Annotated in this window: 11 protein-coding genes and 1 riboswitch; of the genes, 10 read left to right on the forward strand and 1 reads right to left on the reverse strand. The window is 35.7% G+C overall.

Annotated elements, in window-relative coordinates:
- The first annotated feature begins 73 nt into the window (after nucleotides 1-73).
- The 9 genes from V1L66_RS05410 to V1L66_RS05450 all read left to right on the forward strand — a co-directional run bounded on the left by V1L66_RS05410 (nucleotide 74) and on the right by V1L66_RS05450 (nucleotide 10,298).
- Nucleotides 74-415 carry a hypothetical protein gene (locus V1L66_RS05410; protein ID WP_004228229.1) on the forward strand — a complete coding sequence of 114 codons (342 nt, stop codon included), beginning with the start codon at nucleotides 74-76 and terminating at the stop codon, nucleotides 413-415.
- Between the two features lie 14 nt (nucleotides 416-429).
- Complete coding sequence (locus tag V1L66_RS05415; protein ID WP_333003593.1) at nucleotides 430-741, forward strand: thioredoxin family protein; 312 nt, start codon at nucleotides 430-432, stop codon at nucleotides 739-741.
- 56 nt (nucleotides 742-797) lie between these two features.
- Nucleotides 798-901, forward strand: a riboswitch (SAM riboswitch).
- A gap of 82 nt (nucleotides 902-983) precedes the next feature.
- Nucleotides 984-2,012, forward strand: a complete 1,029-nt coding sequence (locus V1L66_RS05420; RefSeq protein WP_333003778.1) for a methionine ABC transporter ATP-binding protein — start codon at nucleotides 984-986, stop codon at nucleotides 2,010-2,012.
- Nucleotides 2,002-2,670 carry a methionine ABC transporter permease gene (locus V1L66_RS05425; RefSeq protein ID WP_004228234.1) on the forward strand — a complete coding sequence of 223 codons (669 nt, stop codon included), beginning with the start codon at nucleotides 2,002-2,004 and terminating at the stop codon, nucleotides 2,668-2,670. The genes V1L66_RS05420 and V1L66_RS05425 overlap by 11 nt, the downstream gene beginning before the upstream one ends.
- A gap of 68 nt (nucleotides 2,671-2,738) precedes the next feature.
- Nucleotides 2,739-3,590 (forward strand): MetQ/NlpA family ABC transporter substrate-binding protein, encoded by an 852-nt coding sequence (locus tag V1L66_RS05430; RefSeq protein ID WP_281217205.1) that lies wholly within the window; start codon nucleotides 2,739-2,741, stop codon nucleotides 3,588-3,590.
- 202 nt (nucleotides 3,591-3,792) lie between these two features.
- Entirely contained in the window at nucleotides 3,793-4,665 is an 873-nt protein-coding gene (locus V1L66_RS05435; RefSeq protein WP_333003588.1) for a response regulator, read from the forward strand.
- Nucleotides 4,662-5,705 carry a HEAT repeat domain-containing protein gene (locus V1L66_RS05440; RefSeq protein ID WP_322611049.1) on the forward strand — a complete coding sequence of 348 codons (1,044 nt, stop codon included), beginning with the start codon at nucleotides 4,662-4,664 and terminating at the stop codon, nucleotides 5,703-5,705. The genes V1L66_RS05435 and V1L66_RS05440 overlap by 4 nt, the downstream gene beginning before the upstream one ends.
- A 49-nt stretch (nucleotides 5,706-5,754) precedes the next feature.
- Nucleotides 5,755-7,122 (forward strand): glycosyltransferase, encoded by a 1,368-nt coding sequence (locus tag V1L66_RS05445; protein ID WP_333003584.1) that lies wholly within the window; start codon nucleotides 5,755-5,757, stop codon nucleotides 7,120-7,122.
- Entirely contained in the window at nucleotides 7,119-10,298 is a 3,180-nt protein-coding gene (locus V1L66_RS05450) for a hypothetical protein (protein WP_333003583.1), read from the forward strand. The genes V1L66_RS05445 and V1L66_RS05450 overlap by 4 nt, the downstream gene beginning before the upstream one ends.
- A 38-nt stretch (nucleotides 10,299-10,336) precedes the next feature.
- On the opposite strand, the gene V1L66_RS05455 is transcribed toward V1L66_RS05450, so the two are convergent.
- A complete protein-coding gene (locus V1L66_RS05455) occupies nucleotides 10,337-11,239 on the reverse strand; it encodes a LysR family transcriptional regulator (RefSeq protein WP_036078627.1) in 903 nt (300 codons plus the stop codon).
- Between the two features lie 642 nt (nucleotides 11,240-11,881).
- Between V1L66_RS05455 and sufC the strand changes: the two genes are divergently transcribed.
- Entirely contained in the window at nucleotides 11,882-12,661 is a 780-nt protein-coding gene (gene sufC / locus V1L66_RS05460) for a Fe-S cluster assembly ATPase SufC (protein WP_016994918.1), read from the forward strand.
- The last annotated feature ends 4 nt before the right edge of the window (nucleotides 12,662-12,665 follow it).

The following is a 12,665-nucleotide window of genomic DNA, read 5'->3' on the forward strand; positions in this document are numbered from 1 at the left end:
AACGTCGGCAACTACCGGCGTTTTTTGTTATATAATGACTTATAAGTAGGGATCTCTAAATGGAGGTGGCGTAATGTTCGAGGGAAAATGCTTGATAGTAGAAGGGCGCTCAGATAAGCTACAAATTGAGCCTATTTTGAATGAGAATGTTACAATACTATGTACGAATGGTACAATTGGTGTGCATCAATTAGAAGAACTACTGGATCCCTATGAGGGCTGTGAGCTATTTACTTTTTTTGATGCAGATACTTCAGGCGATAAGCTACGTGCATTAATGGACAGACATTATCCAGAAGCTGAACATCTGCGCACAATGCCAACGTACAAGGAAGTAGAAACAACACCAAGAAAAGTGTTAGCGATGATTTTACTGCGTGCACATTTTTCAATCCATAATGAATATATTTTGTAAGGTTGCGTGAGTAAATGGAAGAATGGTCAACAGAGCAGTGGGAAGCGGCTAAACAGTCGGGAGAGAAAACTGCATTTTATTTATATACACCGATGTGTGGAACGTGTGCAGTGGCATCTAAAATGATGTCCATTATTGAACAATTACTGCCACAGCTACAAATAGGTAAAGCAAATATCAACTTTTTGGAACACATTGCCTATGAGCATCAGATTGAAAGTGTTCCATGTCTACTCATCAGTGATGGCGGAAAAGTGACAAAAAAGATTTATGCCTTTCAATCCGTACCATTTTTATATGAATTGTTAAAAAAATCAATTGACTGAACTTTACTAGCGTGGTAAAGTAACAAATATATTACTAAAACATTAAATATATCGAACTCTTATGAAGAGTGGCGGAGGGAAGTGCCCTATGAAGCCCGGCAACCATCACAATGTGAAAAGGTGCCAAATCACCCAAAGATTTTTCTTTGAAAGATGAGAGAACGGTTTAACGTATCATACGTGACCCCTTCTACTTGTCTGTGAGTGAAGGGGTTTTCTATATGAGAAAAGGAGTATTCGCTATGATCCAGCTTCAAAATATTACAAAGAAATACAAAACAACAAATGGCGAATTAACGGCAGTCAAAGACGTCAACCTTACTATTAATAAAGGTGAAATTTTTGGCATTATCGGCTATAGTGGCGCAGGTAAAAGTACCATGATTCGTTTACTAAACGGTTTAGAGAAACCAACAGCAGGAACAGTAACGGTGAACAATCAGGAATTTTCATCGATAAAAGGACAAAAGCTTAGAGCAGCTAGACAAAAGGTAAGTATGATTTTCCAGCATTTCAATTTACTTTGGTCGAGAACAGTTGCCGAAAATATAGCTTTCCCTTTAGAAATCGCAGGCTTTCCAAAGGCTCAACGTGAAGCACGTGTGAAGGAATTAATAGCCCTTGTAGGCTTAGAAGGGCGCGATAAGGCATATCCATCTCAGCTTTCTGGTGGACAAAAGCAGCGTGTAGGGATTGCACGTGCATTGGCGAATAATCCAGAGGTTTTACTATGTGATGAGGCGACATCAGCACTCGATCCTGAAACAACGGATGCCATTCTTGATTTACTCGTTGATATAAATGAACGCTTAGGCTTAACAATCGTCCTGATTACCCACGAAATGCATGTCATCCGCAAAATTTGTCATCGTGTAGCGGTGATGGAGGCAGGCGAAATTGTGGAACGTGGTGAGGTATTACAAGTCTTCCAAGCACCACAAGCAGCCATTACCAAAAAGTTTGTCTCTCAAATTACAGACACTAAGGAAACACAGGATACGGTAGCACAAATTAAAACAAACTATCCAACTGGACAACTTGTCAAATTAATTTTTGTTGGTGAAAAAACAGAACAGCCTGTCATCTCACATCTTGTGAAACAATTTGATGTAGAAGTAAGTATTGTTCACGGAAATATTTCGCAAACAAAAAATGGTGCATATGGTACATTGATTGTGCAAATTGATGGCACTCAGACAAACGTCACTGAAGCCCTTCGTTATTTAAATACAGTCGAAGTACAAACGGAGGTGATTGCAAATGCTAACTAACCTCTTTCCGAATGTAGACTGGGAAAATATGTGGCAAGCTACGTATGAAACTTTATACATGACAGCTATATCAACGGTTGTGACATTTATTCTAGGGTTAGTCATTGGTATCGTTCTATTTTTAACAAGCCCCAATCAGTTATGGGCAAATAAAATCGTTAACTTTTTAACAGGATCACTCGTTAATATTTTCCGTTCCATTCCATTTATCGTATTAATTATTTTATTAATTCCATTTACGAAGTTTTTACTAGGTACAATTCGAGGTGCCAATGCGGCGTTACCTGCTTTAATTATCGGTGCAGCACCGTTTTATGCTCGTATGGTATTAATTGCGTTACGTGAAATAGATAAAGGTGTTATTGAAGCAGCCCGTTCAATGGGGGCGAAAACTTCTACAATTATTTGGAAAGTATTGGTCCCTGAATCATTACCAGCTTTGATTTCTGGTATCACGGTAACGGCTGTTGCTCTTGTAGGTTATACAGCGATGGCAGGAATTATTGGTGCAGGTGGTCTTGGTAACTTAGCTTTCTTAGACGGCTTCCAGCGAAATCGCCAAGATGTGACATTAATGGCAACTATTTTGATCTTAGTAGTCGTATTTATTATTCAATGGATTGGTGATTTAATTACTGAAAAAATTGATAAACGCTAGCACGAAAATGAGGTTATTCCGGTTTTTACCGCTAACATATTTAAAACAAATACAAGGGAGTGTCATAAATGAAAAAGTTATTAGCAGGATTATTTTTATCAATACTTGTACTAGCATTAGCAGCTTGCGGTACAGATAAAAAAGAAGATGAAAAATCAGCATCTGGCGATCAAACAGATAGCAAAGAAAACGTAACATTAAAAGTAGGTGCTTCTAATACACCACACGCAGTTATTTTAGAAAAAGCAAAACCGATCTTAGCTAAAGAAGGCATAGACCTTGAAATTGAAACGTATACAGATTATGTTCTACCAAACCAAGATTTAGAGTCAAAAGATATTGATGCAAACTATTTCCAGCACATTCCTTACTTAGAGCTACAAATTAAAGACAATGGCTATGATTTCGTTAATGCAGGTGGCGTTCATATTGAACCAATCGGTATTTACTCTAAAAAATATAAAACGTTAGAAGACCTGCCTGAAGGCGCAACAATTTTACTTTCTAATTCAGTATCTGACCATGGTCGTATGCTGTCATTGTTAGAGGCTAAAGGCTTAATCAAATTAAAAGAAGGCATTGATAAAACAGCAGCAGAATTAAAGGATATTGAAGAAAATCCTAAAAACTTTAAATTCGATGCAAATACTGCCCCAGAAATGCTTGTACAAATGTACGAAAACGATGAAGGCGATGCAGTACTTATCAATTCTAACTTTGCCATCGATAACGGTTTAAACCCAATTGAAGATGCTATTTCTCTTGAAGATAAAGAATCTCCATATGTTAACATCATCGCTGTACGTGCAGGTGATGAATCAAAACCTGAAATTAAAAAATTATTAGAAGTATTAACATCTAAAGAAATCCAAGACTTCATTTTAGAAGAGTGGAAAGGTGCAGTAGTACCGGTTAAATAAGAATTAAAAATTTTATAAAAGGGTACATAAGTTTAACGACTTATGTACTCTTTTTTATTTGTAGTTAAATTGATGAGAAACTATGTATTTTTTATGACGTCTATTTATTGTTTAGTCACATTTATTACTATAGTAATGTTGTTAATCTACGAAATAAATGATAGAAAGTAATAATAAGAAAAAACTAGATGGAGTGATTCTAATGAATGATATAAAATTCACCCATGACATCATGCAAGAACATGAAGTAGAGCGCTACTTTAAAATATGGCGAGAAAGTGTTATTAGATCACGCCTTACTATAACAGCAGTCTTTTTAAAAACAGCTAATTCTACACAACCAAATGAAACCACGAATGATCAAGTTACCTCATTTTTACAATCGAAAATACGTAAGACAGATTTGCTTTTTCAATTATCCGATGGAAATCATTGGGGTATCTTTTTTTTACAAAGTAGTGATGTAGAAGCTAAAGCATTTTTAAAACGAATATTTGCCATCCTAAAAGCAGAACGGAAGTTTCAACATATTGCATTAAAGGCCTCTATAACAGAAATAAGAAATAATAACGTTATCTTTGAAGAGTTGTTAAATAAAAATAAACAAATGCTATCAGAGGATGAGCAATTAACGTGGAGTATAGCAGAAGTAAAAGATTATAGTGAGCAACCAACGGAATTAGTGAAAGTTAGTATTATTGAACAGAACGCTATTTTTAGACAAGTATTAGAGTCAACGCTAAACCAAATTGATATCCCTCATTTTACTCTGGATGTAAAGGCTTATGAGGATGGTTATAGCTTTTTACAATCGGATGATTATAAATCAGGGCATATGCATCTAATTCTTATGAATGATATTTTACCTCTAAAAAATGGCTTAGAAATATTGCATATCTTACGACATATGCCAAATGAAAAGAAATTTATTATTTATATGATGTCAGAACGCAATTCTGAAGGGGCAGCGCTTAATGCTTATGAAGGCGGTGTTGATGAATATATTGTCAAACCATTTAATTTACGTTTGCTCGAAGCCAAAATTAAAAGAACTTTTGCGAGGTTTTGGCTATGATTAAGCTGACTATTTCTACGCTTTTCGCAATAATTTCCTTCTTACTAGTTGTGCTCTTTATCTTTTTACTGTATTTACTTGTTCAGCGACAGCGTGAAAGCTATTTTGAAAAAGTTCGTGACCGTTATTTACAAAATTATTCTCAACTTTGGTATGATTACTTATTCAATAACGCACTATTTAGTATCGTATTGGTACCTAGAGGAAGGGCGCAAGTTGAAGCTATTGAAAGAATTTTTTCATCCTATTTAAAGAATATAAGGAATGAACAGTTGGAACTAAAAATTAAACAATTCTCCAATCAATATTTAAAAGCATTCTACGAAAAAGATTTATCAAGTAGACGATGGAGTATTCGAATGAATGCCCTCTATCGAATTGCAGACTTACAAATAGATCAATTGCTAACGAAGTGCCAAGAATTCGAAAAAAATAACATTACAGATGAAGAACATTTCCAGTTATTAAAAATATACTCCCTTTTCCAACCAGATTTATTTATGGAGAAAATAAAAAATTCCAATGTAAATTACGCTGAAAGTGAATATAGAAGACTGTTTGTATTATTAGATGATAATGTATTTATTCAATTTTTCCATGATTTTAATAGCTTGCCAGCTAATATGCAATTTGCTGTTATTGATACTGCTGCTGTAAAAAGAAAGATGGAGTATTTGGAGGAGTTAAAAAAATTATTAGACCATAATACGACGGAAATAAACATCAGAGCATTAAAAGGTCTTTATGAAATAGGTATTATTGATGAGATGGATCCCTTTATCCCTTTTGTGACTTCAGAAATGTGGGAAGCAAGGTTAATGGTTGCCAAAATTTTCAAGCATGTACCGCTTACTTACACTTATAGTTATTTAGAGCAACTTCTTCAAGATGAGAATTGGTGGGTACGTTCTCAAGCGGCAAAAACGATTGTAGAAGATCGACATGGTATAGCTAAATTACAGCAATTCATTGAATCCTCAAATGACCAATATGCAATTGAAATGGCCCAGGAAATTGCAGCGAGAAAAGAGGGGAAGTAAATGAAAATAATTGACTATTGCATGATGTTTTTTGGGGGCATTATTTTATATGCTGTTCGTTATCGTTTCATATTGTACAATGTTCATCATTGCTATGCTGGATTTAAGAAAACGCTATCGTCTCGATCTATCAGAGTATGATGATGCACATATAGATGCTTTTTATTCAAAACCCGTGTCGTTACTTGTTCCTGCTTACAATGAAGAAGTAGGGGTTGTAGATACAGTTTATTCATTATTGAATTTACGTTATCCTCAAACTGAAATTATCATTATTAACGACGGGTCTACAGATCAAACCCTTCAAACGGTCATCGAACATTTTCAAATGAAGCCAATCAACAAAATTGTCCGAACTAACATCCCTACAAAAGATATTAAGCAAATATATGAATCTGAAATCTATAAAAATTGTATTTTAGTTGATAAAGAAAATGGTGGTAAGGCTGATGCGCTAAATGTGGGTATTAATGTCTCTCAATATCCGTATTTTTGCTCCATTGATGGGGATTCCATTTTAGATGAAAAATCCTTGCTGCGGGTGATGAAGCCTATCATTTTATCTGATGGTGAGGTCATTGCGGCAGGTGGTAATATTCGTATTGCAAATGGCGCAAAGATGCAGTTTGGCTCTATTTATGAGACTCAATTACCTAGTAATTACTTAGTAATCATGCAAGTAATCGAATACTTGCGGGCATTTTTAATGGGGAGAATAGCCTTAAGTAAATTCAATTTAGTCCTTATTATTTCAGGAGCATTTAGTGTTTTCTCTAAAAAATGGGCTGTTGAAGCAGGTGGATATTCAACCAATATTATTGGCGAAGATATGGAACTTGTAGTGAATATTCATCGACTTATAAAAGAAAAAAAAGAAAATAAACGTATTGAATTTGTACCCGACCCAGTTTGCTGGACGGAAGCACCTCAAACATTAGGGGTACTGCGCAATCAACGAAGAAGGTGGCATCAAGGGTTATTTGAAAGTCTATGGAAGCACAAAAAAATGACCTTGAATCCTAGATATGGCATGATTGGATTTCTTTCGTTCCCGTATTTTTGGCTAGTAGAATGTCTAGGGCCTATTGTGGAGTTAGGTGGATATATTTATATCGTCATAGCCTTTTTCGTAGGGAAAATTTATTATGAAGTTGCGCTCATGCTGCTACTACTATTCGTTATTTATGGTGTTATTTTTTCAATAGCGGCAGTATTGTTTGAATCGTGGAGTATGAATACGTATCCAAAAAAACGAGAGTTGTTACGTATGATTCTTTTAGCGTTTACAGAAATTTTTTGGTATCGCCCACTAACATTATTCTGGCGCTGTGAGGGATTAGTTCGTTTTGTCTTAAGAAAAAGTGACTGGGGTAATATGAAACGTGTCGGCATTGCTGAAAAGGAGAAAAGTGTATGAAACGAATCTATATAGGGGTTATGGTCGTACTAGTCCTTATAATAATCCCTATTGCATGGTGGTACTTGGAAGATGAGAAACAGCTAAATGTAGCCGTTATAGATAAAACGGTTCCGAATGAGTCTTACCGAGAGCACTTAGGGGTGAATTGGTTTTTAAACCATTATAAATATAGATTAAATAATGAACCTTATGACGTAGAACGCGATTACTATGGTACGGTTCCAAATGATGAAACTAAAAGTGTTGTAGAAAAGAATTTGCCAAAGGATTATAGTGACTATGATGTCATTTATTTGGCAGATACGTACGGAGTTTATAAAGATGATTTACAACAAACAAAACGTTTAGGTGAACGTTCTGAAAAAATTGTTGGAGGACTTGAACAGAAAGAATGGCAGGCAATCGTCGAACGCTTAGCCAGCAAAAAGAAGAGCATGTTAATTGCTGAGTATAACACGTTTGCTTCACCAACATCAGAGGAAGTTCGTAAAGAATTACAGGATTATTTAGGAATCACATGGTCTGGCTGGATCGGGCGTTATTTCGATGAGCTTGATTATCATAAAAATTTAGAAATACCGCAATGGGTTATCGATGAACATGGCGATAGTTGGTCATATAAGGGTGGAGGATTTTTACTATTTAATGAAATAACAGAAGAACTACTTGTACTTGAATTGGACAAGCATGTTAAATCTGCAGGTATTCAAGTGCAGTTTACTGAAAATGGTAAAAAATTCTTTCATTCATCTGCAAGGGCGCAATACGATTATTGGTTTGATATTATTACACCTAAATATGCTGAAGATGCTCTTGCAAATTATAAATGGGATTTAACGAAAAAGGGAACAGAGCTGTTAAAGGCTAATGGTATTCCAGAACAATTTGCAGCAATTGTAGGTCAAGATAAGCGCTACACATCTAGTTATTATTTTGCGGGAGATTTTAATGATATCGCAAGGGTACCAAATATTTATAAGATAAAAGGGTTACCAACAATCTATAAATATGCTGAGAAGTATGCAGACAGTTCGTTTTATTGGTCCATTTACATCCCGGTAATGCATAAAATATTTGATTCATTTGAGCACAAAGAGGTTCAGGACACTGTGAATCATGAGAAATTAAACTATAATGCACGGATTCAGGGACAATCTTTTGAAGTGCGAAGAGACGGCAAATGGGAACCAATCGTATTTAAGGGTGTCAATATCGGAATGGGGAAACCTGGTGCCTTTCCTGGAGAAGCAGCAATTACTGAAGAGGAATATTATCGATGGTTTAAACAAATAGCAGACATGAATGCTAATACGATACGAGTCTATACATTACATCCACCCGGCTTTTATAGAGCACTTGCTAAATATAATGAAGAACATCCAAAAAATCCACTATATGTTTTACATGGAGTTTGGATTAATGAAGAGGGCTTATCAAATTCATTGGACGCCTATGATAAAGATACGTTAGAAGATTTTCAATTAGAAATGAAACGAATGGTAGATGTCATTCATGGAAATATCTATGTGGAGCCTCAACCAGGACATGCATCTGGCTTGTATGATGTAGACGTATCAAAATATGTTATAGGATGGGTATTAGGAATTGAATGGTATCCACATATGGTTGTTGGAACGAATGAAAAACATGCAAATATTGGTCAATACAACGGTACTTTTTTTGAAACAAAGGATGCCTCTCCATTTGAGCATTGGCTAGCAGAACAAATGGATGTGGTGTCAGTTTATGAAAAGGAAAAATATAACTGGCTACGTCCAATGAGTTTCACGAACTGGGTCACAACTGACATTCTTGAACATCCGTCAGAGCCATCTGAGGAGGAAGATTTAGTAGGGGTCAATCCAAATGTTATTTTTACGAAAGGAGAAATGACTGCGCCGGGACAATTTGCTTCCTATCATGTGTATCCTTACTACCCTGACTTCTTTAATTTCGATAAAGATTATTTAAATTATGTCGATTTCCGAGGGAACAAAAATAGCTATGCAGGTTATTTAAAAGAGCTCCATGAAGCTCATACTATGCCTGTTCTTATTGCGGAATTTGGTATCCCAGCATCACGTGGTAAAACACATGATAATGTATATGGTTGGAATCAGGGGCAAATGTCAGAACAAGCACAGGGAGAAACACTTCAACATTTATTTGAGGATATTATGCATGAAGGGCTCATGGGAGGACTTGTTTTTACATGGCAAGATGAGTGGTTTAAACGAACATGGAATACGATGGATTATGATGATCCGAATCGTCGACCATTTTGGTCCAATGCCCAAACAAATGAGCAACAGTTTGGATTATTAAGCTTTGATAGACTTAAGGTAAAAGTAGATGGAGAGACAACGGAATGGACGGGTAAACAGCTATATGATACTGCACCAAACAATCCAACAGATTTTGCAGTAGACTATGATGAGCGCTATTTGTACATTAAATTAAAAAGTGAGGAGTTAGCCAATACCTCCCCTCGCATTTTATTAGATGTTGTACCAGGTCAAGGAAATACGTCTGCTACATCTATAAAAAATATGACGTTTTCAAATGGTGTTGATTTTATAGTTGAGCTCAATAAAAATGGTCAATCTAGGGTTGTTATTGATGAATACTACGATTTCTTTGATTATTTATATGGCCACCGTTTAAATTTAGTTGCTCCCCGAATGGCTAATGTCGTGGAAAATAGTGGAAAGTTCGCCCCTATTTACTATGTGTTAAATAAACAACTATTTTTACCTGAGCAAAATAGAACGACTGATTTTAGTATCTACGAAACAGGAAAATTACTTCAAGGAAATGCTAATCCAGAAGCAAAAGATTATGATTCTTTAGTTGATTATACTTGGACCGATGACAATGTTATCGAACTTCGCATCCCTTGGTTATTGATTCAAGCTAAAGATCCGAGTCAGCGTGAGTTTATAGGTAACCTGTATAAAAATGGCGATAAAGCTGCCGTTAAAGTAGACAATATTTATATTGGTGCTTTATTTGTAGATAAAGAGAACAACGTTGTTCAATCTATGCCAGCAGCTACTCATGGTATTTTACCACCACTGTTTGCTTATACATGGGAAACATGGCAAGTTCCAAAATATGAAGAGCGCTTAAAACAATCCTATTATATTTTACAAAAATTATTTAAAGCATATTAAAGGAGCTAAGGGTAGATTGTTCTGCCCTTAGCTCTTTTTTATTGGAATTGAGAAAGACGAGAAAAGAAGTTTTTCACAAAGTCTAAGAAAATGATTTCAGATGGTGCAATTTCGCGATTTACAGGAGAAATAATGCCAACAGTTCTAGGGATCGTAGGTGATTCAATTGGTACCTTTATGGTAAAGCGTGCTGCTGAATCATAAAGAGAGCTTTCTGGTAACAGGCTCACACCAATGCCAGCGGCGACTAAGCCCTTTAGTGCATCTAAGTCTTCCCCCTCTGAAATGACATTTGGTAAAAAGCCTGCAGCTCGACAAGCATCCATCGCTACCTTGTGCAAAATGTAACCATCTGGAAATAATACGAATAGATCATTTCTCAACTCTGCAAGCTGTATGCTTTCTCTTTTAGCTAATGGATGATTGGCTGGTAGGAGTGCAGCAATATTTTCAGTAAACAGAATGGTTGATTGAATGGATTCGTCCTTCGGTGGCAGGGGTCCCAAAAAGGCGAGGTTCAACTCCCGATTTTTGACTGCATCTATTAAAAATCGATAAGATCCTTGACGTAGTTGAAATTGTAAATCAGGATATTCGCGTTTAAAGGCTGAAATAACGGTTGGCAGAACATAGCTAGCTAAACTTGTTGGAAAGCCGATTTTAATTGAGCCCTTTGCAGGATCAAGATATTCTTCTACTTGCTTTGCTGCAAAATCGATGGCTTTTAATGCCGTAATGGTATGCTCAAGAAATGTCTTCCCTATTGGTGTTAATTTGACATTTCGTCCAACTCGCTCAAATAACGGAGTGCCTAACTCATCTTCAAGATTTGCGATTTGCCGACTAATGGCAGATTGGGCTACATGAAGATGCTCAGCAGCCTCTGAAATATGCTCACGTTCAGCAACCTCTACAAAATAGCGTAATTGACGTAACTCCACTAACATTTCACCTCTATTAATCTAAAAATAAGATTGATTATACCTTAATTATATATTATTTAAGATGAAAAATGACTGTTAATGTCAAAATAAAAAGTATCAGCTGTCAGATGTTTTTTTACTAGAAACAAAAGGAGATTTATGGACATTACATCTAAGCTAATGGGAAATTGGCAGAAATGCTAGATACAACCTATGTTTCTGTCTTTTAATATATCTACAATATCATCCTATTGAGGATATAATCCATCCATTATTATAGCAAAATTTCTTTCTTACAATATGAACTTAAATTGATTCCATTTTAATGAAATAGGTTATAGTATAGATATGTTGTTTATGCTAATTTGTCACAAAACCGCTACAATTAGCACTTTTCTCGAGGTTTTCACTATGTAGCTAGATGAAATCGATTCTCAATTATAGAGATTTTATTGAAAATGAAGAAAGTCAATTCTCATTGTTTAGGTGAAGGAGTAATAATCTGAAAATGCTTACAAAGTCTTTATTTTTCAAGATTTTATTTAAGGAATGGGAAAGTAATTGAAATGGTTTGCATAGAGAACGATTTTCAGTTAAGATTAGAATGATGATAATTAAGGAATGGTTGACCCATTCACTGAACACTATGGAGGTATTTTCATGTCAACTTTAGTTATTAAAGATCTTCACGTTGCTATCGACGGGAAAGAGATTTTAAAAGGCGTAAATCTTACAATTAATACAAACGAAATTCACGCAATCATGGGACCAAACGGAACTGGTAAATCAACACTAGCTTCTGCTATTATGGGTCATCCAAAATATGAAGTAACTTCAGGTACTGTTGAGCTTGATGGCGAAGATGTGCTTGAAATGGAAGTGGACGAACGTGCTCAAGCTGGTTTATTCCTAGCTATGCAATATCCATCTGAAATTGCTGGTGTTACAAATGCTGATTTCTTACGTTCAGCAATTAACGCACGTCGTGAAGAAGGCGATGAAATTTCGTTAATGAAATTTATCCGCGAATTAGATAAAAACATGGAATTCCTTGAAATGAATGAAGATATGGCTCAACGTTATTTAAATGAAGGTTTCTCTGGCGGTGAGAAAAAACGTAATGAGATTCTTCAATTAATGATGATCAAACCAACATTTGCAATCTTAGATGAAATTGACTCTGGTCTTGATATCGATGCATTGAAAGTTGTGTCAAAAGGTATCAACGCAATGCGTGGTGAAGGCTTTGGCTGCTTAATGATTACACACTACCAACGCCTATTAAACTACATTACTCCAGACCATGTACACGTAATGATGCAAGGACGTGTTGTAAAATCAGGTGGTGCGGAGCTTGCACAACGCTTAGAAGCAGAAGGCTATGACTGGATTAAAAAAGAATTAGGAATCGAAGAAGAAACAGAAGAACAAGAAGCATAAGAAG

Source organism: Lysinibacillus sp. IITD104 (assembly GCF_036698265.2).
In the GTDB taxonomy this organism is placed as follows: domain Bacteria; phylum Bacillota; class Bacilli; order Bacillales_A; family Planococcaceae; genus Lysinibacillus; species Lysinibacillus boronitolerans.

Excerpts from the sequence above, each read along its gene's own strand:
- V1L66_RS05420 (WP_333003778.1), top strand. The coding sequence starts at position 984 with ATGATCCAGCTTCAAAATATTACAAAGAAATACAAAACAACAAATGGC.
- V1L66_RS05450 (WP_333003583.1), top strand. The coding sequence starts at position 7,119 with ATGAAACGAATCTATATAGGGGTTATGGTCGTACTAGTCCTTATAATA.
- V1L66_RS05425 (WP_004228234.1), top strand. The coding sequence starts at position 2,002 with ATGCTAACTAACCTCTTTCCGAATGTAGACTGGGAAAATATGTGGCAA.
- V1L66_RS05415 (WP_333003593.1), top strand. The coding sequence starts at position 430 with ATGGAAGAATGGTCAACAGAGCAGTGGGAAGCGGCTAAACAGTCGGGA.
- V1L66_RS05430 (WP_281217205.1), top strand. The coding sequence starts at position 2,739 with ATGAAAAAGTTATTAGCAGGATTATTTTTATCAATACTTGTACTAGCA.
- V1L66_RS05440 (WP_322611049.1), top strand. The coding sequence starts at position 4,662 with ATGATTAAGCTGACTATTTCTACGCTTTTCGCAATAATTTCCTTCTTA.
- V1L66_RS05445 (WP_333003584.1), top strand. The coding sequence starts at position 5,755 with ATGCTGTTCGTTATCGTTTCATATTGTACAATGTTCATCATTGCTATG.
- V1L66_RS05410 (WP_004228229.1), top strand. The coding sequence starts at position 74 with ATGTTCGAGGGAAAATGCTTGATAGTAGAAGGGCGCTCAGATAAGCTA.
- sufC (WP_016994918.1), top strand. The coding sequence starts at position 11,882 with ATGTCAACTTTAGTTATTAAAGATCTTCACGTTGCTATCGACGGGAAA.
- V1L66_RS05435 (WP_333003588.1), top strand. The coding sequence starts at position 3,793 with ATGAATGATATAAAATTCACCCATGACATCATGCAAGAACATGAAGTA.